Below are 22,355 nucleotides of genomic sequence, written 5' to 3'. Positions count from 1 at the left end.
GCGACGTGCCGGTCCGCGCGGACAGGTCAGGTTCGGCGGGTGGCGGCGGTGTGGGTGTTGACCAGGAACAGGTGGTAGTCCAAGACAGTGGGCTCGGTGATGCCGAGGCGTCCGGAGTCGCGCATCGCGGCCATCTCGAAGGCCAGCAATTCCCCGGTGGGGCCGAGGATGAGTAGGTCACGGCCGGCGCCGTTGTCGCTGGTGACGCTCAGGGCGATACCGGCGAGTGGATGAGCTGTCGGTGGGTTGGCAGCGGGTGTCGTGGGTGTGCTGACGATGGCGGGTGATGGTGTCGCGGGTCTCGGCGAGGAGCAACCGGCTGTAGCTAACCGCGAACACTGAGGTGAGGGCTGCGGGGACGGCTAAGGGGCGGTAGATGGCGGTGGCGAGCACGGTGGCGAAGGCGGCGCTGAGGTGCAGCCGGGTGAGCCTGGTCCCGGTGGTGGCCCACGCAGTGGTGGGTTTGTGGTGTCGGCTACGGATGGCGATAGCGGCGGTCACCGTGTGGGTGACGGCGCCGAGGATGCACCACGCGGCCATCGCTGCCATGGTGGCGGCGAGCCCGGTGTCGTGCGGGGCAGCTTCGGCGGCCAGCCAAATGAGGAACAAGGTGAATGCGGTGTAGATCCCGGCGACTACACCGTTGCCGATGGTGTGGCCGGTTAGGCGGCGGCTGGGGCACTGGCGGTCGGATCGCCGGGAGAGGTCAAGGCGCGGCGTGATGGTGGTCCGGGGTCGGGTGGCTGTTACCGACGGCGAGACGCTGCTGGCGGGTGTTCCCGGTGGGGTGGGGTGGATGAGGTCGTGCCACGGCGGCAACTGGTCGTCGGTGGTCATGGCGGGCTACCGGGGTTTGCGGGCGACGCCGCCGTAGACGGGTACCTGATCATCGGCTGGTGCTGGTGGGTCGTCGGGGTGGCGGTGCCAATGGCTGACCGGGGTGAGGCCGGGTTCGAGTAGGTGCAGGCCGGTGAAGAACCGGCCGATCTGGGTGTGGGTGCGGCTGGTAAACCCGTCTTTGCCGGGATAGGCCGTGTCGGTCAGTGCTGTCCGCGTGTCGGCTTGGAGTAGGTCGTAGCTGACGTGGGACAGCACGAGGAAGCTGCCCGGCGCGAGCTTCTTGAGCAGCGTCCGGACGCTGGTGAAAGCATCCTCGTCGTCGACAAGGAAGTGCAGGACGGCGACCAGGAGCAGCCCGACCGGGCGGGACAGATCCAGGGTGCCGGTCAGTTCATCACTGGTGAGGATGATGTCCGGCTGGCGCAGGTCGGCTTGCAGGTAGGCGGTGCGCCCGGGTGGGGTGCTGCCGAGCAGGGCACGGGCGTGGACGAGCACGAGGGGGTCGTTGTCGACGTAGACGACCCGGGCGGCCGGGATGATCTGCTGGGCGACGTGGTGGGGATGCCGGTCGGTGGGCAGGCCGGTGCCGATATCAAGGAACTGCTCAACGTCATGGCGTTGAGCGAGGTAGCGCACGGCACGCCCGGCGAACGCGTGGTTTTCGCGGGCGGCGGTGACGATGCCGGGGAAGCGAGCGGCGATGGCGTCGCCGGACTCTCGGTCGGCGGCGTAGTGGTCTTTGCCGCCGAGCCAGTAGTTGTAGCGGCGGGCAGGATGCGGCCGGGTGGAGTCGATGAGCGGGAGTGCCGGGAGCGGCGGCCGGAGCGGATCACCCGGCTGGTGGATCATGCGGGTGCCCCGGTAGTGGGGCAGTCCGGGGCGCGGCAGTCGTTGCGGTGGTGGGCGTGCAGCCAGAAGTTTCGGCCGCTGATCAGGACCACGCACAGGTGGGGTCGCCAGGATGAGCGGCGCCACCGATTGTGCTGGCTGTTCCACAGGTCGGCGGCGTCGGTCATGGTGGTGCCGGGGCCGACGAACTCGTGGGTGCCGTCGGGCCAGTCCCGGCGTACCGCGTACACGGTGCCCGCGTAGGTGGCGCCGACAATGTCGGCTGAGGCGGGGGACGGTTCGGTGAGTGCGCGTCGGCCGCTGCGGGTTCGTAGGTTGAGTCGCATCACGAGCACTGCTTTCAAGGACGGAAATGACGGGTTGGGATCGGGGCGGGCGTGGTGGGCTGTGTGGTCGTTGCCATGTACGACTCAGCCGGGTTGGGGTAGGCGTGACCGGGCAGCGGAGGGGAGAGAGCGCCCAGTCACGCCTACCAGGTCCCGTCACCGGAGGGCTTGGTGATGGCGGGGAGCTTCACCGGGGTTGGGCGGGCGGTGACCAGTGCGCGGCGGTCAGTTGCCGTTTTGGTGGCAGTACTGATGCCCGGGGCGCTGACCATGCTGGTAGTTGCCGACTGGCACAGGCAGTCGCGCCCCGTTGCCGGGTCGAGGTCGACGTCCATCTCGCAGCGTGGGGTGCGGTTGGTCAGCGGGGCGTAGCCGTGCAGTGCCGCGTAGCGGACCTGCTGCCAGGCGGTCACTTCCAGCGGGATCGCTGAGGAATCCCCATACTCGTGCCGGGTGCCGGCGTCTTCCCGCTCGAGCAGCTGCGCGACCCACCGTCGGGCGTCCTCAACCTTGGAGGGCGTGCGCAGCTGCTGGTTCATATGGTCGAGCCGCAGAAACGTATGGTCCTGCCCGGGGATCAGAAGCATCCAACAGCCGTGGTCACGGTCGAAGACCAACAGCCGGGTCAGCCACCCGCTGGTCCGCCTGAGGTCGGCCTCACCCTTTAACACGACCTCGCTGACCGATACTGGCGCCCGGAGCCGGGTTGCGGCTACCGGCTCGGTGAAACACCCAGCATGTCGTTGCGTGTCGGCGGCGCGGGTCACGGCTGGACTCTCCCGGCCCGCCACATCCGATACAAGACGATGTCGTCGGCGACGGCGATGGTGGGCACGCTCATCTCGGTATAGCCGTGCCGCTGGTACAACCGGCGGTTCTGCTCGCTGGTGGCCTCCAAGTACGCGGGCACAACATCGGCGTCGAGGCGGCGGTGCGTGTGGCCCATCAGAAGGCTGCCCAGACCTTGATTCCACCGGTCCGGGCGTACGGCCAGAAACAGCAGGTGCCAGTGCGCCAAGCCGGGGTGGTAGAAATCCATCTGCGCGTCGAGATACTGGAACCGGGGCAGGTCATCACCGGCCAGGTCGGCGAGGTGGGCGACGTAGCCGTCCGGCTCGGTGAACGGGCGGGTACGGTCAAACCAGACCGCCGCCGCGCTACCGTCGGCGGTCATCACCACTTCACCGGCCCCGCCGATGGCATGGGCGATGTACAGCCGATACCAGGCCCGCGACACCGCACGGCGGCGCCGTTCGTCCGGGACGAGGTAGGCGATGACGTCCAGGTGCAGGAACGCGTCCGCGACAATGTCCGCCACCCAGTCGATGTCGCCCGGTCCAGCGACATGCAAGTCGGGTAGCAAGTTTGCGCCATTGACCGTGGTGGTGTTCTCGGTACTGCTCATGACGTGAAGCTCCCGTTCGATTCAGTGGATCGCGGACAGGGCGGAAGCGGTGGTGCTGCGGGTGCCACGGCCGATGCCCGCATAGACCTGCGGGTTGCGGGACTTGAGGATCAGGCCCCAGCCGGTGCCGGCGGCGAAGACGCACAGCAGGGCGATCGGCACGATGCGGGCCGGGCCGGTACCGGGGGCGACGCCGTACAACCCGGCAAGGTTGTCGACCGCCAGGATCGTGACGAACAGCAGCACCATGGTGGCGATCAGCGGGGCGACCAGTCGCCGCCACCAGCTCTCGCCCCGTTTGTCACGGGCGAAGAAACAGATCACCGAGATGCTGGTCAGCGTGTACAGCAGCAGCACACCCAGGCCACCGGTGGTCGAACCCCAGTAGAACAACTGCACGAGCGGATCCCAGCCCGCCACCGCGAAAACGATCAACACCAACAAGGCGAGCCCTGTCTGCGCCAGGGAGGCGTTGCGGGGGGCGCCCTTGATCGTGGTGTGGCCGAACAAGCGAGGCAGCACCCCTTCACGGCCCAGCGCGAAGGTGTAGCGGGTGATGGCGTTGTGGAAAGCCAGCATCGCCGCGACCGTTCCAGTGCCGAGCAGGATCTTCCCGAGCGTCACCGAGCCTTGGCCGAGCATGAGCGCGGCCTGGTTGAAGAACAGATCCGCGCCCTCAGCAGTCGCTCGGTCGATGATCTGTGGCCCGCCTGCGGAGATCTGCACCCAGGACCCGAACCAGTAGATGACGCCGATCGCGGCGATCGTCACATAAGTAGCGACCGGGATAGTGCGCTTAGGGTCCTTCGACTCCTCGATGTAGACCACCGACTGTTCCACCCCGGCGAACGAGGTCGCACCCAGCACGACCAGCACACCGAGCGTCGGTCCGGACAGGCCACTGACCGACATCGCCGCACCGTTGAAAGCGAACCCCGGGGTGAACATGATGGCGACGCTGTACAACGCGACCAGGACTGTTTCGGCGACCACCAGGAACACCAGCACGTAGCCGGACACCTTGATCTCGTTGGCGCCGAGCACCGCGACCAAGGCCCACGCGAACAGGGCCGGGATGATCCACGGGACGGCGTAGCCGAGCCAGGAACTGAGTAGTGGGGCGCCGATGGCAGCGGAGAACGCGCCGTAACAGCACAGCTGGAAACTGTTGTAGGTGACCAGCGCGAACCACGACGTCCCGACACCGAACGGACGGCCGATACCGTGGGCGACGTAGGCGTAGAACGCCCCCGCGTTCGGGATGTGCCGGGCCATCGCGAGAAAACCGACCGCGTAGATCATCAGGATCGCGGCGACCGCGATGATCGCCACCGGGAAGCCGATCAGTCCGGTGGCGGCCAGCGCGAGCGGCACCACCAGGGTGATGACGGTCAGCGCTGCCACCGACGAGGCGATCACCGAGCCGATCGAGAAGGCGCCGAGCCGGTTGCGGGCCAACGTGTACGACACCCTGCTCCCCCGATCGAGGGCAGGTGAAGAAGCGTGCATCGAGGGGTTCCTCCTGTAAACGGCGAAGGCGAAAGGGAATCTAGGACAGGGCGAACGGAATCAGCGCCTGCGCATGGCGGCCTCACCGACCGCGACGTCCGCGGCTTTCAACAGGTCCCGCGACACCGGATCCAAGCCATCGGCGAGCATCCGGTTCAGCACGGCACGCTCGGCGGGCGTCGAGGTGGCCAACGCGTAGTGATGCAGTCCGGTGGCCAGTATCAAACCGGCCAAGAACAACTGGGGTCGCGTCAAGTCACGACCGGCGTGCAGCGCAGAACTGATCGAGTGAGCGGCAAACCCGGACACGTTCGGATCAGCCGGCACGTACCTCACCGACACACCACCGAACAGACGCCGCTGCTCCTGCCGCCGAACCAAACCCGCCCGCGCCAGCCGCTCCACCACCAAGTCCTCGGCACACCGCTCGTACGCCAGATACGACACCCACTCACCGAGGTCATGACCACACCGACGGTGCCGGGTATCCGGCCCTACCCACTGCGGCTCTTCCGGTGCATGACCCCAGCCGCTTATCGGCCCATGACCTTCGGCCGACGGCGTACGAAGGTCCCGGCGGCCGTACACCTGGCCGGGGAAATCCCGCTGCTCACCACCACCTGACACCGGTGCCCACACCGACGCGGGACGCGGCTGAACACGGCGCTCCTCATCAGCCATCTTCGACAGCAGTGGGAACAACGCAGGGTCATCCGGCAGCGCAGAACCGTCCAGCGACCGAGTACGGAACAGCTCACCCCGCCACAACTCCACAAAGCCGCCGTGCACCAACTCGGCCACCAAGCCCGTAGCCAGGCCCACCCCGAGAGCCCACTCACCGATCTGCAGCTTGCTGCGAACCGCATCGTGCGCCGCAAGCCACAAAGCGTCGGTGAGCCGCGTCAGCCCTGCTAACGGCATGACAATTCCTTCCAGACTGAGGCTGGTCATGATTGGGTAGATGCGAGTTGAGCGGTGCGGCCGGAAGGCGTGGTCGCCATTCGGCTCCGCCGACGCATCAGCTGCTCCAGGGAAGATGCATCGTGCCGAGGCGGCAGGCTGCGCGAACGGCGGATCCTGATTGCGCTCGCCAGCCACCCGGCGACCACGGAGTCATCCGGCAGCCCTCGCCGTTGCACTGCCGAGCCACTGGCCAGCAACGGATACAGCGCCGGATCATCCTGCGGGCGGACAGTCGCGCGGCACAGCTCTCCCTGCTGGAGTCAACGTGGATGCCGTTGATCAATTCGGCGAGCAAACCAGCAGCCAGCCCGAAAACTAGCCGCCACCCAGTAATCCATGGCTTACCGCTGACGCTGTCGTACGTTGCAAGCCATAGACCATCGGTGAGCCTTCTCGGCTCTACTGACGACATGAGAAGTCCTTTCGAACCATTCGCAAGTTGTCGGGTACGGGTTCCAGGGCCAAAAAGGGGACCGACGGCGCGGGAGCTTGCGTATGCCCCAACCGATCTCACGCGTAGGAACAGCGAACCGTGGCGGGCACGTCCAGCGCCAGGCCAGGGCCGTAGTCTCCGTGTTGTCCCTTTAGGGAGATCAACGAGTGAGGCATGACCAGCAACGACGAGGCGCGATACCGTACGTCCATCGCATAGGGGGTGGGTGCAGTGTCAAGACAACGGGTAGCCCAACCGGATCTTTTGGCGCATCCGCTCAGCGCCATTCGAGCCGAACGGAACTGGACCTACCAGGACGTTGTAAATATCGTCGCGCGGCGAGTGGGAAACGTTGCAGCGCGCCGCGAGAAGGCCTGGCGCTGGGAGAACTGGGGCGTCGTTCCCGACCTCGACAGCCAGTTGGCGCTCGCTGATGAACTGTGCGTACCGGAGTCGCGAGTCAAGACAGAGGCATGGCCGGCCTGGTTGCCCGATGGCGACCCCGTTCGCTTCTCATTCGACTGGACGCAGGACGGTGGGATGCAGGCCCTGGACGACGCAGTGGAGAATGCCGTGATGGATCGTCGCGGTTTCCTCAAGATCGCAGGAGGCTCGCTGATCGGGCTAGCTGAGGAGTGGCTCGGTATCGAACCAGGCGAGCTGGTCGCCGTTCTGAAAGGTGGCCAGGTCACGATTGACTTCATCGAGCGTATGGAAGAGGGGCTCCCCCGTCTTCGGCTTCTGGAGTCCACACACGGTGGTAGTCGCGCGCGGCGACTGATCGATGCTGAACTAGGTATGGTTGTCGAGGTCCTTGAACAGTCCAGCTACACCGCAGTGGTGGGAAAGCGGCTATACCGTCTGGCTGCCGAACTTGGCCGGATGGCTGGTTGGGCCTCGTTCGACGCTGGGATGCACGCCGCCGCCCAACGCTATTGGGTTGCAGCGCTACATGCGGCACATGCCGCGAACGAGCGCCTGATGGGCGCCAACATCCTCAAGTCCATGAGCCTTCAATGTTACGACTTCTCGCTCCCTCGCGAGGCGCTTGCCCTGGCCAGCAGTGCATATACAGGCGCCGTCACCGCAACGCCGCGTGCTGCGGCGATGCTGGCACTCCGTCTGGCACGCGCCCACGCCGCCCTCGGCGAGGCTACCGCCTGCGAGCGAGTCATCAGCGAGGCCGATACGTTGTTCGCCAACTACGACGCTGGAGACGACGACCCGGCCTGGCTCGCCTACTTCGACGAATCGGAGTTCTATGCCCAAATCGGCACCTGCTACCTCGATTTGAAAAAACCGCGAAAAGCCGACGCATACCTCATTAAAACTCTTCGTCTCGCGTCCCGGTCAAAGGTACGTGATCAAGCCACATACGTTATCCGACGCGCCTCGGCTCAAATGCAGCTCAAGAACGCCGATCGCGCCAATAGCCTGCTTCAGAAGGCGATACCCCTCATTCAGCAGGCTCCGTCCGAACGCAATGTTCGTCGCCTCGTCCGAGCCCGCGAAAGACTGCCATTCTCTAATTCCGATCCGCGCACTCGACACCTCGACGACCAACTTTCCGCGCTGGTTGCATGAGTATGACAGAAACGAAGATTGCACTTATCACGGGCGCCAACCGCGGCCTCGGCCTGGCCATCGGCCGTGGGCTTGCGGAGCGAGGGCTGCACGTCGTGCTGACGGGAAGGAACCAGAGTGCTGCTGAGGCGGCGGCGGCTGATCTCGCCAAGGACGGGTTGTCCGTAAGTGCACATCAGCTGGATATAACGGACCCTGCCAGCGTGGTCCATGCGATAGCGAGTGCAAGTAAGAGGTTCGGTCGCCTCGACGTGCTCGTCAACAACGCAGGAATCGCGATTGATCGAGGACAACTAGCCAGTAGCCCCGACTTCGAGAAGGTTCGGGCGACCCTGGAGACCAACATTTTCGGTGCGTGGCGTTGCTGCGCAGCCGCTATTGCGGAAATGAAACGGAACAACTACGGACGCGTAGTCAACATCACTAGCCATCTCGGCTCGCTCTCCACCATGGCTGATACGAACGTCGCCTACCGCGTTTCGAAGGCGGGCCTCAACGCTCTTACTCGAGTACTAGCAGCGGAGCTTGCCGGAACTGGCGTACTTGTAAATGCTTGCTCTCCAGGTCGGATGAATACTCGCATGGCGTACGGCGAGACCGACCGCACGCCCGAAGACGGCGCTGATACGCCGATTTGGCTCGCGACCCTGCCAGATGACGGCCCTACTGGAGGGTTGTTTGCTGATCGGAAGCCACTCGACTGGTAGATGTCACCGCTGGCGTCTCAAGGGCACACGGGCGCAGGAACCTCTCTGGCAGCGCCTACAGCGACACCCTCGGCGAGACCTTCGTCGTGTTCTGGGTTAGATACCAGCAGATGTCGATTCCGGAGCGAGTCCCGCTTGAGGAGACAGCTTGATAAGAGTTCGGCGCAGACTGTTAGCAAGGGGTGCCGCAGCTGGGCCATTGCCGTACGGCACACCACGCCGCTGAGCGAAGTCGTAACCGCCGCGCTGGACGCTGCTTCATCCGCACAGCCGTGCCGTTCCATGCTCCACCTGGCTCACAGGCCGGCGGTTGCTTCGCCGAGTTCAAGCAGCGCCGGCGCCCGGATTGACTTGCAACTCGACAACTCGCTGTTGCAGCGACGTGTTGTAGGGATCGATGGCGATGGCCCGGTGGAGCCAGGAGAGGGCGTCAGTGCGTTTGGCGTGCTCTGCCAGGAACAGGCAGGCATCGAGGGCTTCCCTGCGCAGTTTCTCACGGGCCGACTGAATCCATGGCCAGGTCTGGTTGGCCGCGAGCTCCCCTTGGTATAGCTGAGTAAGTTTGCGGCAGGCGTCAGCGCGAGCGACGCTGCCGATTGACTGAGTCGCGGCTGCCAGGGCTGCACGCCATTCGTCGAGATCTGTTTGGATCATCTCAGCGTTCAAGTAGTAGCGGTCGCCCAGGCGTTGGACTGGGTCGGTCAGGGTCGGCTGCAGTTGTCGGCGCATGTCGCTCAACGTTGTGTGGAGGCGCTGGCTAATTGACGCGGATGGCAGATTGGGCCAGGTCGCGGTGATGAGCTCGGAACGGGTGGCGCCTGTGGGGTGGACGGCGAGATAGGCCAGGATTTGCAATCCGGCGGATCGGCGTACCCGCAGAGGTTGGCCGGCCACAGTGAGTACACAACCGCCCAGCAGTGTGAGCCGCGCGGGAACAGGTCGGCCATTCTTGGAGCGTCGAGTAGCGGCGGCAGGTTGAGCCGGTACCAACGCTCTGGGTGTGATTGGGTTTCGTTGCCCAGCAAGGGCAAGAAGATCGCTGGCGGCATTCACGTCGAGGGTGCAGAGTCGCCGAGGTGTGGTGATGCCGGTTGCGGTGACGGTGCCGTCTGCGGCAATGTGCCATCGGGTGTGGGCGGCGCCCGTGTCACCGATAGCGAGCACGGTCACCGTTCCAGTTGGCGGTCTTCCTTCTGGCATGTCGGGAGTCCTTACGGCACTGCCTTGACTGCTCGCGCCGCCAATCTCGCCGTATGGCCACTCCGGCTCGGTCTCCGGCAGGACCGTGATGCCGGCGGCAGCGAGTGTTGAGTCGTCGATGCTCGGCACGATGTCGTTGCGGTGCGCGCGCTGGATCGCCAGGCCTGTAACCGGTGGCGTCGTGAATGCTGCAGTGACGAGGAGGCCTCGTGCAGCGGCCAGCGCTCCAGGGCCATGGAGGTGCAGGACACCAGCCGGTAGCTGCTCGGGGGGTACCGGCTCGGCTTGACGAGGCGAGATGCTCTGCTCAACAGCGGCGTTGACGGCGTCCACGGTTGCCGACAACGGTTGAAGATCGGTGTCATTGTCGTGGGTCCCGAGCCGTCGCGCGTCAGCTCGGTAGGTACGCCGCCGGTGCATCCAGATAGTGGTGGTGAGGGCAGCGATCACGGCAGCAATTCGGTAGGGCATCCACCCGCCGTCGGGCAGATCGATCCCTTCTTCGCCCCGTAGCGCGGGTGCGAGGAGGCTGGAGCCTTGCTCGCCGGGGTCGGCTGGTGGCGGGTCTTCAGTGGCGGTCGGTGTGCCGGGGATGTGCTCGACCGCTGCCGCTGGCATGGTGAGTGCGGCGACTCCAGCCATCGAGCCGACAGTGACCTGCGCCGGCGTGGGCAACGGCAGAGAACGTAGCCGCCGCCATTGGCGGTTGAGCGCATGCAGCCCGCGACGGGTGAGGTAACCGAGCAGCAGCAGCCAAAGTGCAGCTGCAACGATGATGGCGCCGCTAACGACATCGGTGGTGGTACGGGGTGCTTGCAGCCAGTGCCGCACGCCGTCGGCTGTTAGCGGCGGCCAGGAACGGTTCGAGAGCCAGAATCCGGCCAGCAACGGTGGGCCGCCGAGAAAAGCGCCAACGATCAGGCCGTTGGTGGCACGAGCGAACCAGCGCATCACTGCCCCTGCTCAGCGGCGTCCGGCGAGCAACACCCACAGCCGGGTGAGCAACCAGACGACGACGGCAGCAGTGTAGAAGAAGCCGAGCATCCGGTATCCCCACCAGCCCTGGGCGACGACCATCACCGGGAGGGCGAGCACGATGCTCAATCCGACCCGCAGTGAGAGGCGCTGGACCACGGTGCAGGCAATGGCGACGGCGAACAATGCCTCGCCGATGTAATTCAGTGCAGGCCCCCAACCCCAGAGCCACTCCGGGAGGCGGATGACCGACCAGTACGCGCTGATGACAGCACCTGCTGTGGCGAAGATCAGCGAACTCGCCGGGAAGCTGAGGAATCCGTCCCAGCCGCCCGCCGGGGTGAGCCGCCGACGTGCGGCGGCTACGGCGAGCAGCGCCGTGCAGACGGCCACGGGCAGGCTGGGCCAAACCGCCCACTGCACGGTCCAGTCCGCGATTTTGGTGAACGCACCGTTGAAGTACGCCGTAGCGACCAATGCGTAGATGTAGGCGATCACCGGACCGACCACCACCGTGATGCCGAGCGCGGCCGTGATCCTGCTGATTGATCCGGTCCGGCCCGGCATGTGCGGGTTCTGATCTAGCAGCGCGGCGAACACCGAAGCGGCCTGGAGCAAGCCTAACTGGACGAGCATGACCGCTACGGTCAGCTGCGGCCAGGCGGCATACACCTGCGAGCTCAATGGCCGGTAATTGCTGAACGGCTGGCTGCCCAGCATGTCGGCCTTTCCGAGGAAGAACGCGTATAACAGCAGCGACATCAGGGCGGGCACACCGAGCAGAAGAAGCCGCCGCAACGGCGGAAGCCGCAACGGCTCCTCGGTCTCCTCCGACCGGGCCGCCGCGACGGACGGATTCGCGTCGGCCGCACCGGTCACTGCCACCATGTTCGGCTGCGCGGAAACTTGCGGCACTACGCCCAGTTTCGCGGCAATCAGTTCCGCCGCGCCAGGAAGCGCGGCGACTCCGCCGATCAGATGCACGCCGTGAACCTCGGCAAGGGTCAGATCAGCGGCGGCAACGGCGTCGGCGGCCAGTTCCCCGGCACGTTCGAGCACGGGCTGGACCGCCTGCATGGCGTGCGCATGCGTGACGATCACCGGGCCCGGCGAACCCGGCATCGGCACGGTGACCGCCACCTGCTCAGCCAGAGACTGCTGCATGATGCGAACCGTTGCGAGAGTGGTCCACCGCTGTCCAGCGGGCAGATCGTCCAAGGGCGTCCCGGTCAATGCGGCAGTGAGCAGTGCATCGATGCGATCACCGCCAGCCGCCTGGTCATGGAGAGTGGACAGCACGCCGGTCTGCTGCGAGCTCTGCCGCAGCACCGTGACCTCACAGCCCGCCCCGATGTCGATGATCAGCAGCAGCCGCTCGGCATCTTCAGAAGCCGCGACGGCCGGTGCCGTCCGCAGGGCCGCCGCGACCGGTACCTCCATGAGCTGCGACACGTGCAGGCCACCAAGGCGAGCGGCATGCTGGAACCACGTCCTGCGCCGCGGACCCCACCCGGCAGGGATCAGCATTTGCACCCGCTCCACCCGATCACCCGCCACCCGCGCGGCCTCGGCGGCCACCTGCCGCAACGTGGCCGCCGCCAGCTCCGCCACCTCCACGGTTACGCCGGCGACTTCAACATGCCCAGTACCGGCCCGCAGCGGCGACAACACGAACCCGTCCGGGTCGGTCGCGGCTCGCCGCCACGCCTCCGCCCCCACCGAGACCTGACCAGCGCTGACATGTACCGCCGACGACAGCCACCAGCCACCGTCGAACTGCAGCACCACCCAGGAACCGTCCGCCCGGATCAGAACCGCACGCGTGATGGCCGCCCCGTAATCGATCACCAGCGATGGAGTCACCGCACCAGTGAAACAGAAGATCGCCAATGCGTCACCACACATTGGCCGCCCGCAAGTCCAATGCGTCCCTTGAGGCAACGGGCCCTGACCAGCATTGTCAGGCGTCGGCGAGAAAGTGTGAGTGTTTGTGAGTGGTGAGAACGGCGCTGACGGTATCGAGAGCCCTTAGCGTCAAGGTCAACCTATTCAAACCCACCGGTGCCTACGCCTCGCTGTCCGCCTGGCTAACGACCGGTGGTGACTGCTTTTGCAGCCTTGGGGGTGACCGAGTTGACTCGTCTTTTCGCGGCAATCAGAACCATGATCACTTTCGCGGTGATCCTTGCTGGATTCCCCGTCGTGATGGCCACGATCAACGGCCCGCCGTGGCCGGATCAGAAACCAACCGCCGCGCAGGTCCAGGACTACCTCGCAGCCCCCTTGAGTCCGCACAACGCTGCGACAACAGGGTGGGCGCTCGCTTGGGCCCTCTGGGGTCTCGTGGCGATGGGTGTTAATTCCTTAGCGGTCACCCGGTTGCGGTCACGCGATTGGCGACGAACGTGGGAGCGCTTGTGCTACTACCTGCCGAGTCCGCTGCAAAGCGTCGCGGCCGGTCTGCTGGGAACCGCTGCCGTGGCGACGTCGGCCACCGCTTTACCTGCGCACGCCGTTACCCCCGCGGCCGCAGCAACGCCAGACGACTGCCTACCGACCTCGACTCCCACCAGTCACCAACACCACGCCACCACCCTCCACAGTCAACCGCCGTCCGTCACCCGGACCCCGACGAAAGCACCCGTGGTGACGGTGCACCAGGGCGACACCCTGTGGGAAATCGCGGAACGCAAGCTTGATGACCCCACCCGCTGGCGCCAGATCTTCGAGCTCAACCGCGGTCACGAACAGGCCAACGGGTACGCACTAAGGGATCCCGACGAGATCCACATCGGCTGGGTCCTCGCCATGCCCGCGCATTCCGGCTTGGGCAGCCCCGCACCACCAGCCGACACGACTCCGTCCGATGACGGCATGATCGAACCAGGACCGGACGGAGCGGCGCCGACCACCTCCGCACCGACGGCACCGGCCGCCATCACAACCGCCCCTCCGACAAGTACGCCGAGCACCGTCGCACCGTCGACCTCCATCAACCCCTCAACCACCGTCGCACCGTCGGCGAGCGCCTCGACAACCGCGACATCGGAAGAGCAACCCTCGCCCGCCGCGCCCGACGACGTCCCAGACGACGAGACGGGGATCAGCCTGCCGTCGCAGGGCTGGGTCAGCTTCGGCCTGGCCGCGCTGATCGCCGCCGTCGCTTCCCTTCTGCGCCTGCAACGGCGCCGCCGCGCCCGGCTCAGCTTTCCCATCCCGGCTCGCATCACCGCGCCGCGAGCACCGGTCCCCGAACGCCTCGCCCCCGTCGACGCGGCCGGTACACGCCACGCGCACACCAACAATGACGAGCCGCACCGGCCCTCCGCACCCGTCGTACCTGCCCCGATCGGCCACGATGCGGACGGGAGCGAGGTGAGCCTGTTCGACCTGCCCGGCCCCGGCCTGGCGCTGACCGGTGACGCCGAATCAGCCGCCCGCGCGGTGCTAGCAGCCGTCCTCGCCACCGGCGCTACGCAAAGCGCCGAGGCACGGCCGATGGTGGTCACCACCACCGAGATCCTCGCCCGATTGCTGCCTACCGGTGCTGCACTGCATGGGCTCGACCCCGACGGCACCAGCTACGACGGCGAGCGCCTCATCGTGCACTCTGACTCCGCCGCGGCCGTCACCCACGCCGAAGAGGAGATGATCGTGCGGCGGCGACTGTTAGACACCTTCGACCTCGACTCCATCACCGCGTTGAACGAGCGCACTGACCACGCCGAAACCCAGCCGCCGTACGTGCTGCTTATCGAGGCCACGACCCGGCACGCTGCCCGCCTGCGCGCGGTCGGCGCGCACCGGGCAGCGCTGCACCTGCACCCGGTCATCCTTGGCGAACTCGACGGCATCCCCACCGCCGAGGCCGCCGGGGTGGTCCGCCTGTCCACCCTCGTGGCGGACGACCTCGCTGCCGTCCTGACCATGCTTACCGACGCCACCGCGCGCGCGGAGCCCGGCCACGACATCGACCTCGACCCGGCCCCGAGCGAGCCGGCTGCGGCACCGGATGAGGTGAGCATCGAGCCAGCCGAGCCGGTCCCGTCCAAGCCTTCCGAGGCGCCGGCCCCGGTGAGGTTGCGGGTCCTCGGCCCGGTCCTGGTCGAGACCGAGAGCGGGGCGGTGGCGACCGGGATGCGTAGCGGCTCCTACACCGTGCTCGCTTCCCTGGCCGCGAACCCGGGTGGGCGCAGCCTCGACCAGCTAGCCGCCGACCTGCACCCCGACACCAACCCGGGCACGGCCGGTAAGCGCATCCGTACCGACATCAGCACCACCCGCCGGGTGCTGCGAGCCGCCACCGGCAACGGCGAGGCGATGTTCGTCGTCTACGACGCCGCGACCGGCCGTTACCGCCTCGACCCCGAGCTGATCGCCGTGGACCTGTGGCAGATGCTCACTGCCATCGAGGTCGCGAACACCGCCGAGGACGACACCCAGGCTCTCGCGTCGCTGCGGGAAGCGGCCGAGTTGTACGGCGGCGACTTCGCCCACGGCGCCGACCAGACCTGGATCACCGATTATGCCACCACCTACCGCCACCAAATCCTGTCCGTGTTCGCCCGAATCGCTGAACTCCTCGAAACCGACCACCCCGGCCAAGCTGTCACCGCCCTCGAACGCGCCCTGGAGTTCGACCCGGTAAATGAGGAGCTGTATCAGCGCGTCATGCGCATCCACGGTCGCGCCGGACGCCCGGACGCGGTCCGTCGCACCCTGCGCCGCCTCGAAGACCGGCTGGCCGACCTCGGCGGCGCCGAGCCGTCCGAGGCCACCCGCCGGGTCGCGGAACGTCAGCTCCGGCCCGCCACCGCCAGCAGAGGCCACCGATGACCGACAACCCGAGGAAGGATGTCCAGACCATCAGCCCCACCGCCAGAGTCTCCAACGGCAACCCACAGCCGAGCGCGAGCCACGGAGGCTGGACGCCGGCCCGGTGGGCGTACTCGTTCTACGCCGTGGCGGCCACCGGCGCCGTGATCGGGCAGACCTGGGTGGCCCTCGACCATCTGCCGTGGCCGCCTGGAGTGCCGCTCGTGCTGCGCGTACTAGCGGTGCTGCCGTTCGCGCTCTGCCTGGAACTGCTGGCGATGGCGCTCGCTGCGATGGCCGACGAACGGATGCGTCTCGGTGAGCGTGCCTATGGCTTGCGGGTGTTCTCGGCCGTGGTCGCCGTGGTCGCGGTCGGTATCCAGGTGGCCGGGCACTGGCCCGACTACTACTGGTCGAGCGTGTTCGGTGTGCTGTCGGGCTCGGCGTACGCGCTGTGGATGCTGCACGCCGCCGCCCGCCGCCGAGACGCTCTCCGCGCGGCGGGCAAACTCGCCGATACCGCCCCTGACTACGGCCTGTGGCGGCGAGTGCGGCATCCGATCTGGACCGCCCGCGCCGCCGAGCTGGCCCGCGAGGGCCGCGCCGATCCGGACACCCGCGTATGGCGCCCGCTCGGCGTGTACGAGTCTTTGCGTGCCGCCGAGCTGGCCATCGGCGACGAGAAGCGCCGCCCCGCGGTAGCCCGCGCCGTCGAGGAGGTGGTGCGTGCCGACCAGCGCGATCCGCACATGGCCGAGGTCGCCGTGCGCACCTTGGACCTCGACCGGCTCGCCGCCGAGCTGGCCGCCCGCATCGACTACCACGCTTGGGCCGACCGGCTCGCCCCCGCCATCACCGCACCCGCCCCGCCGCCGCCGGACAGCCCCGCCGAGTTGCCACCGGCCAACGACAAAGCCGCACCCGAACAGCCACGCCGCTCACCGGCCACGCCCGGCACCGACTCCGCCACCGGCTCCGAAGGCGAACCCCGCCACGAACCGCTCGACCGGGACGACAGCGAAGACCAGTACCAAGACCGGAACAACCGCGAAGACGACGAAGAGGATCAGGACGGTGACGAATTCGACGCGGACGGCGATGCTGACCTCGCCCCTGACCTCCTCCCCCTGCTGCCCGCGGCCCGCGCCGCCCGTGACGAGTTGCTCCGTGAGGGACGCACGGTCAGCCGTGACGCCCTCGCGCACCGCCTTCGCCACCACGGCACCGCCATCCGCAACAACCGCGTATCTGAGCTACTCAACACCCTGCGCCGCGAGGAGAATGCCCTCAATGGCGAGCGTCCGAAAGTGCCGGCATGACGAAGGTGCATCGGTCAGCACTCCGCCTGATACTGACTGACGTGGCCCCAATCGGACGTTCCGGCATCAAGTGGCCCCACCGCGAGGATTGCTTGGTTTGTCGCTGCGGCGCTGTGTTATGCGGCCTCCGGTCCGCGGCGCACGTTATCTGCGGCAGATCCGTATGGTTGGGATGTTCGGTCAGAAAGCTTGCGGGTGGATGACAGCCAGGCTGCAGTACCGTACATGGATCATGGTGATCGGATTGGTGCGAGCGCCCCGGCTGCACATCAATTTGGGACCGGTCTTGTAGACCGGTGCACACCTTCTGTGCCTCTTCAAGACGGCCCGAAACGGGCCGCTCAGTCCGTCTGCCCAGGGCGTCGCACCGCGCAGCGGCAAGCCAAAGCTGCGCGGTGCGCGCCCTGCAGTTCGGTACGGGACTCCCGGTCTCCGAGATGGTCCGCCGGATCGTCAGGGGTCAGATATCTGGGCTGTCTTCAAACCCGTAACTACGTCGAGCTTCGGAAATGAGGGCGTTCGCGTCCTGAATTTCGGTCCCGTGAAGGGTCTCAAACTGCGACATCAGCCAAGTGTAAAGATCACGGATAAGCTGCGAATAGTCCGTGAAAGTCTTAGCGAGGTCGACACGGCTACCTGACCCTTCAATATAGTTCTTGGCGGCGGTCGTCCAGCTACTCCAAGCCAGGAGCTTGGCAGAATCAAGCTGAACCCGCGCCTCCTCAATCTGGCCCTGTGGAGTGTTGCGTACGGAAAATTGAAACGCGAACGGAGGAACGTCGTAATGCAGCATATAGTTTCTGAAGTTCTTAACAAACGCTGCACAATCCGACTTAGCTACGAGGTCCTTACGCGTTTCATACTCCGTTCGAAATTTTCCCGCCGGATAGCTTTCCACAAGCCTTCGCGTGTGGTCGATCAGGGAACCGACACTCGCGCCAAGGTTATGGGTTTCCTTTGCAAGCTGAAAGAAGAATTCTTCTTGCACTGTACTCGGTCGCGCATTCTGAACAATCTCTACGGCATTTTGCTGTGTCGTTGCCCAGGTCATTAGCTCGTTAAAGTCGGCTAGATTAGCTTCAAAAATTCGGCACATGAGATGAAGAGACTTCCATTTTTTGTCGGCAATCGTGGCCGAGTGCGCCTGAATCTCATCCAGGAATTGTGAAAGGCTTTTGGTGCCGGATGGTGACTGGTCGTTCATTCTACCATTATGCAGTGCTTTCAGGAGCTCGTGACCGCCAAACGCTCAGAAAACCAAAATCACTCCCTAGTGGCGCAATCAGCGCGAACACCACTGGCCCAAGAAGAAAGCATTGCAGCGACCTGCGATCCGGATGAACTCCCTGAGCCTGACCTAGAGCAAGCTGAACAACTAGCGCATCTCTGTCGCCGAATTATCGAGGTCATGTACGAGATCGACGCCCGAATCTCTCGCCCGTGTCAGGCACCTACAGCACCTCGCGTCCATTCTGCGGACAGCAAGGCGGGCCGGAACTAAAGTGACTTAAATGGGCGACAATCGCGGGCTATGACGACCGGTTCCGCCGCGGGTCCACCAGTGATCCACGTGCCCGCCTCGTGCCCGATCAACCGGTTAACAGAGGTCAACGACGGACCATTCCAGCACACTCGGCCCAGGCGGCAGCCAAGCGTTAGCCTCGTTCCAACAGCAGTTGACGATACAGCCAGTGATCCCGAAGTCCGAGGCTGATCCGCTGAACGAATGACCAGATGTGAGCAGTGCCTGGGGATCAAGGAGGTCAAGGTTCCCAAGAAAGTCAACTATCCAGCAACGACAAAGCCGAGCGCAAATCTGTCACTTCTCTGAAATCCATCGAAAAGCACGTTGCGACTCGGTGCGGCAACGCGAAGAACCGAACTTACCGCTTCGAGCATTGCTATTGCTTCTTGGATAGGAAGGTGATCTTTAGTGCCAGTAGAAAGAGTAAGTCTGATCGTATCTTCTGTGGCTTTAGGTGCGGCCACGGAATCGATATGACTGAAAGTTGAGGTCGTCGAGACCTCGCATGAATCTTCCGCCCGGACACTTGCGCCTTCGGAGCGTCCGGCGAACCAGACGCCTGCCCCCGTTGCAATGGCTCCGAGCCCAGCGACAGGCGCCCATGCCATGACAGGATCGATCTTGTCCGCGAGGACTGCTGTTAGGAAAGCTGCGACGCCGGACGCCGCTCCGAGGCTGCGGACCTTTCGGTCACGGTGCGTGGTCACACAAGCAGTATGGCAGAGCAAGCGCAACGACTCCGGGCACCTTCGGCTCATCCTTATGCCAGATCCGTGTCAAGACAGGTCGATCATCGCAGGAAAAGCGGACAGCAGCGGGCTGCCGATCTCTGTTCGGGAGGTAGTTGCGGGCAAGCTTAGAGAACTGAGACGAGGGCCGTCCGGGCAGGGCGGGAGTTGGTTGGGTAGGGGAACCCGGCTCCAGCCTCGTAGGAACATGTGCCACTCTGCCGGTGAAACTCATCTGGATCGTTCCTTGATGTGGAAGCGGTCCCGGCACCTGACCTGACACTAGTGGATTCGTGACGCCGCACATAAAGTCCGATGACGCAAGTTCCTTGCTGGTGATCATGGCTCAATGAATCGACCCATGAAGGACGCTCTTCGAATGGGTGTCGGAGCGCTCAACGTCTGGCGAAATAGCACTCCCCGGGACCTGAGGGACTTCGCTCATTATCTACAGGGCCTCGTCGACGACGAGGAGACGGAGGCCGAGCTCCAGCTCGCGGTCGGCCTGGCGATCGCCGCCGACCTTTTGATCGACCTCACTGCAGGGGCGACAGGCGAACATCCTGACAAGATCCTGGCGAAGATGGTGCAAGCCGCAGAGACCTCCAGCGATGAGTGACGGGCCAGATCGGCGGGTCGTCACCGGGGAATAGCGGGAAGTTGACCTACCTTCGCGCTAGTCGCGCCTTTGCAGATCAGCGGTCATGGCCGAGCACCAGCCTGGCAGTGTGGGGATCGGGGCTCCGTGCACGCGGAGGGACAGCTTGCGACCATAGCGCGACAATGCGATAGCCACTTTCGAACTTTTCGCAGGTCAAAGTCGTGCGGCGGCCGGTCTTGAAAACCGGTACGGGCTCGCCCAGCTCTCTCCACTTTCGGCACGTGAGCGCGGCATCGGAGGACGCCTTAACACCCGCTAGCGGTGTCGCCTGAGGCTGCCTCGGCCGTCACGCCTGCCAGTGTGCCGACGCTGTCGGCTTGATGCCTCGCCGCCGGTCGGCATAGATGGATTCCGGGTGCCCGACCGGCGGGCACCACCTGTGATGACCAGGGGGAAACGATGACCACGCCCGCACCCAGACGGCGCCTCATCGAAATCAGCGACGAGGCATTCGACGTCCTCGCCCGTACGGCCGAAACGCGGGGCACCGACTTCGACGGCGCGTTGCGGTACCTGATGCAGGCTCCGGCCGTGCCGACCGCCCGGCACGACAAGGACTCCGACGAAGACGAGTGAGCTGAGACGCGAGGCGCCGCCGGTCGAAGTGGCCGGCGGCGCCTCACGCTCTTCGGGGGTCAGCTTGGTTGGTCGGCCTCTGCGACAGTGAGCAGCCGTTGTGCGGTCCGCTCTGGGATACCGAGGCGGCTGGCCAGTTCGACGCCGAGGCCGCGCCGGTCGCGTCCGGCCTGCTTCGCCTCGGTCAGCAGTTCGGCGGCGGCCTGAAGCCGAGGGTCGTCGGCGTACGGATGCGGTTTGCGTGGGCCGGTCGTGGTGCCGGGGGTGCGGCCGGTGGATTGGCGGCCGGTACGGGCGTCAGCGTGCGCCCACACGGTGCGCCGGTACCAGTACCGGCGGATACGCCCGCTCGGCAGTTCCTCCACGAAGTCGGGGTTGTCGATCAGCTCGTCGGGCAGGTTGCGGTGCGAGGCGTAGCCGAGGATGGCGGCGGCGCCGCCGGAGGTGACCCGATCGTTCGGTCCACCGCTGCGGTCAATCTCGGTGAGCACGGCTTTCTTCGCCGCGAGGTGCGCGACGTGGAACGCGGTGATGTCATCAAGCCAGAACCACTCGCCGCCGTCGTGGGTTAACGCCTCGGGGAATCCGTACCGGTCCCGGTTGCGGTGCCAGTGGTTAACCGTGGAGCGTGAGGCGCCGGTGTGCGCGGCCACGCCCGCCCGGTCGAGGGCTACTCGTCCGTCGATGCTGCGTTGCGCCACGAGGATCATCCTTACACCTCCGGTCATGCTGAGGTCGAGCACGCGAGGCCGGGCAGCTCGTGGATCTGGGGACTACGATCGCTCGCACACCCCTCCCGGGAGATGCGGCTCGTTGGGCGCGGTGGCTCGGGATTCGGGTGAGGTGACCGGCGGGGTTGCGCGTACCCTCGGGTGTGCCCGCCGGTCACCGACACTCCTAGCCCTTGCGCCGCTGGCCGATCGGTCGGCCGGTGTCCGTTCGGTCCGGCGTCTCCTCCCACGCCATGAGCGGATACCGCGCGGTGATGCGCCCTCGGCCAGGGCGCAGCGTCTCCAGAACGGTGCTGTAGTTGCCATGGAGTAGCCCGCGAACGGTCATCAACTTCTTGCCTCGGATCAGTTTCGGAGGCATGGCGTCAGTGACCCGGGCGATCAGCCCGTAGAGGTCGTGGGCTTCGAGCAAGGCTGCGCAGCCGTCGCAGGTGCTCCACCGTTCGCCCCAGATCCGCAGAGGGCCGGATGCGGTCTCGACGGCGCGCGTGCGGGCCGCATAGTGGCGGCGCTGGTAGTCGCCCACTTCGACGGTCCGCCGGGTGACGTATCTCGTGTCGGTCTCCTGGTCGGCACACACGTAGACCCAGCGGGCCTCGGGGCTGGAGCAGAAGTCGCACTCGATGATCGGATCGGGGACCTCGGTCACCGGTGCCGGCTGAGGCTGGTGGTCGCGGGTGTCGCCGCGGAGTTCGTTCGGGTGCTCGAATGTGGCCACGCCGGTGGGAGTCTGGCGGCGGTGGAGTGCTCGGCGGCATGTCCGGCAGTGGAACGGCATCTCGTCGGGAGTCGGGGACGTCCACGCGGGCGTGAGGGTCACTGGCCGTCTCCTTCCGCCTCGTCGCGGAGGATGTCCCAGGCCAGCCGAGTCATGAGGGTCAGCGGCAGGCTGGCGATCTTCGTCTGCGTCCGGGGAGTGGCCGCCTCGTAGACGGTGAGGATGGCGCCTGCGGTGGTCGCATCCACGATGACGCCGTCGATCTTCATGGTGTGCCCGTCTCGTGCTTCCCGCAGTGTTTGCATGATGTGCGGGTCTCCGGTGACCGCGTCGTTGGGAATGAGTTCATTCAAGGCGGCGTCCGGGCAGTCAGGGCATGTGATGAGGCTCGGCTCGTTGGTGATCCGAGTGCCCGGCCCGTCGTCGCTGCCGCATACCGCTCGGTCGTGCCGGGTGGATCGGCCGTGGGTGAAGTTGAGGTTCATGAGGGC

General features: G+C 65.8%; 19 protein-coding genes. 6 read left to right on the top strand and 13 right to left on the bottom strand.

The window, feature by feature from the left end; genetic code table 11:
* Positions 1–177 precede the first annotated feature (177 nt).
* The 7 genes from ACFQV6_RS02645 to ACFQV6_RS02615 form a co-directional block, all read right to left on the bottom strand.
* A complete protein-coding gene (locus ACFQV6_RS02645) occupies positions 178–837 on the bottom strand; it encodes a hypothetical protein (protein ID WP_378025647.1) in 660 nt (219 codons plus the stop codon).
* A gap of 6 nt (positions 838–843) precedes the next feature.
* On the bottom strand, positions 844–1,689 hold the full coding sequence (locus ACFQV6_RS02640; RefSeq protein ID WP_378025646.1) for an SAM-dependent methyltransferase: 846 nt from the start codon (positions 1,687–1,689) through the stop codon (positions 844–846).
* Positions 1,686–2,018 (bottom strand): hypothetical protein, encoded by a 333-nt coding sequence (locus ACFQV6_RS02635; RefSeq protein WP_378025645.1) that lies wholly within the window; start codon positions 2,016–2,018, stop codon positions 1,686–1,688. Before ACFQV6_RS02635 ends, ACFQV6_RS02640 begins: the two co-directional genes overlap by 4 nt.
* Before the next feature lie 140 nt (positions 2,019–2,158).
* Positions 2,159–2,782 carry a hypothetical protein gene (locus ACFQV6_RS02630; protein ID WP_378025644.1) on the bottom strand — a complete coding sequence of 208 codons (624 nt, stop codon included), beginning with the start codon at positions 2,780–2,782 and terminating at the stop codon, positions 2,159–2,161.
* Positions 2,779–3,420: a GNAT family N-acetyltransferase gene (locus tag ACFQV6_RS02625; RefSeq protein WP_378025643.1), complete on the bottom strand. Its 642-nt coding sequence runs from the start codon at positions 3,418–3,420 to the stop codon at positions 2,779–2,781. The genes ACFQV6_RS02630 and ACFQV6_RS02625 overlap by 4 nt, the downstream gene beginning before the upstream one ends.
* A gap of 21 nt (positions 3,421–3,441) precedes the next feature.
* Positions 3,442–4,890 carry an APC family permease gene (locus ACFQV6_RS02620; RefSeq protein WP_378025642.1) on the bottom strand — a complete coding sequence of 483 codons (1,449 nt, stop codon included), beginning with the start codon at positions 4,888–4,890 and terminating at the stop codon, positions 3,442–3,444.
* Positions 4,891–4,989: 99 nt separating this feature from the next.
* Complete coding sequence (locus ACFQV6_RS02615) at positions 4,990–5,880, bottom strand: GPP34 family phosphoprotein (protein ID WP_378025641.1); 891 nt, start codon at positions 5,878–5,880, stop codon at positions 4,990–4,992.
* Positions 5,881–6,556: 676 nt separating this feature from the next.
* On the opposite strand from ACFQV6_RS02615, the gene ACFQV6_RS02610 reads away from it, so the two are divergent.
* The gene (locus ACFQV6_RS02610; protein WP_378025640.1) at positions 6,557–7,909 is read left to right on the top strand and encodes a transcriptional regulator; all 1,353 of its coding nucleotides are present in this window, start codon (positions 6,557–6,559) and stop codon (positions 7,907–7,909) included.
* A complete protein-coding gene (locus ACFQV6_RS02605) occupies positions 7,906–8,616 on the top strand; it encodes an SDR family oxidoreductase (protein ID WP_378025639.1) in 711 nt (236 codons plus the stop codon). The genes ACFQV6_RS02610 and ACFQV6_RS02605 overlap by 4 nt, the downstream gene beginning before the upstream one ends.
* Before the next feature lie 324 nt (positions 8,617–8,940).
* On the opposite strand, the gene ACFQV6_RS02600 is transcribed toward ACFQV6_RS02605, so the two are convergent.
* Both ACFQV6_RS02600 and ACFQV6_RS02595 read right to left on the bottom strand, forming a co-directional pair.
* Positions 8,941–10,767 carry a hypothetical protein gene (locus ACFQV6_RS02600; protein WP_378025638.1) on the bottom strand — a complete coding sequence of 609 codons (1,827 nt, stop codon included), beginning with the start codon at positions 10,765–10,767 and terminating at the stop codon, positions 8,941–8,943.
* Between the two features lie 12 nt (positions 10,768–10,779).
* Positions 10,780–12,696 (bottom strand): Hsp70 family protein, encoded by a 1,917-nt coding sequence (locus ACFQV6_RS02595; RefSeq protein ID WP_378025637.1) that lies wholly within the window; start codon positions 12,694–12,696, stop codon positions 10,780–10,782.
* Positions 12,697–12,954: 258 nt separating this feature from the next.
* On the opposite strand from ACFQV6_RS02595, the gene ACFQV6_RS02590 reads away from it, so the two are divergent.
* Together ACFQV6_RS02590 and ACFQV6_RS02585 are read left to right on the top strand one after the other, a co-directional pair.
* On the top strand, positions 12,955–15,627 hold the full coding sequence (locus ACFQV6_RS02590) for a BTAD domain-containing putative transcriptional regulator (RefSeq protein WP_378025772.1): 2,673 nt from the start codon (positions 12,955–12,957) through the stop codon (positions 15,625–15,627).
* On the top strand, positions 15,624–16,925 hold the full coding sequence (locus ACFQV6_RS02585; RefSeq protein ID WP_378025636.1) for a hypothetical protein: 1,302 nt from the start codon (positions 15,624–15,626) through the stop codon (positions 16,923–16,925). The genes ACFQV6_RS02590 and ACFQV6_RS02585 overlap by 4 nt, the downstream gene beginning before the upstream one ends.
* Before the next feature lie 460 nt (positions 16,926–17,385).
* Here ACFQV6_RS02585 and ACFQV6_RS02580 read toward each other — a convergent pair whose 3' ends face one another.
* Complete coding sequence (locus ACFQV6_RS02580) at positions 17,386–18,129, bottom strand: hypothetical protein (protein ID WP_378025635.1); 744 nt, start codon at positions 18,127–18,129, stop codon at positions 17,386–17,388.
* A 1,410-nt stretch (positions 18,130–19,539) separates the two neighbouring features.
* Between ACFQV6_RS02580 and ACFQV6_RS02575 the strand changes: the two genes are divergently transcribed.
* Both ACFQV6_RS02575 and ACFQV6_RS02570 read left to right on the top strand, forming a co-directional pair.
* Positions 19,540–19,797: a hypothetical protein gene (locus ACFQV6_RS02575; protein WP_378025634.1), complete on the top strand. Its 258-nt coding sequence runs from the start codon at positions 19,540–19,542 to the stop codon at positions 19,795–19,797.
* Between the two features lie 441 nt (positions 19,798–20,238).
* Positions 20,239–20,415 (top strand): hypothetical protein, encoded by a 177-nt coding sequence (locus ACFQV6_RS02570; protein ID WP_378025633.1) that lies wholly within the window; start codon positions 20,239–20,241, stop codon positions 20,413–20,415.
* A gap of 59 nt (positions 20,416–20,474) precedes the next feature.
* Here the strand turns inward: ACFQV6_RS02570 and ACFQV6_RS02565 are convergent, their stop codons facing one another.
* From ACFQV6_RS02565 to ACFQV6_RS02555, 3 genes are all read right to left on the bottom strand, one after another.
* On the bottom strand, positions 20,475–21,125 hold the full coding sequence (locus ACFQV6_RS02565) for a hypothetical protein (RefSeq protein WP_378025632.1): 651 nt from the start codon (positions 21,123–21,125) through the stop codon (positions 20,475–20,477).
* A gap of 187 nt (positions 21,126–21,312) precedes the next feature.
* Entirely contained in the window at positions 21,313–21,864 is a 552-nt protein-coding gene (locus ACFQV6_RS02560; protein ID WP_378025631.1) for a hypothetical protein, read from the bottom strand.
* 98 nt (positions 21,865–21,962) lie between these two features.
* Positions 21,963–22,349, bottom strand: a complete 387-nt coding sequence (locus ACFQV6_RS02555) for a hypothetical protein (RefSeq protein WP_378025630.1) — start codon at positions 22,347–22,349, stop codon at positions 21,963–21,965.
* Positions 22,350–22,355 lie beyond the last annotated feature (6 nt).

Source organism: Actinoplanes sp. GCM10030250, from assembly GCF_042666575.1.
Taxonomy (GTDB): Bacteria; Actinomycetota; Actinomycetes; order Mycobacteriales; family Micromonosporaceae; genus Actinoplanes.
Note: the sequence above shows the minus strand (reverse complement) of the source record. Positions and strands in the feature narration are given on the sequence as shown.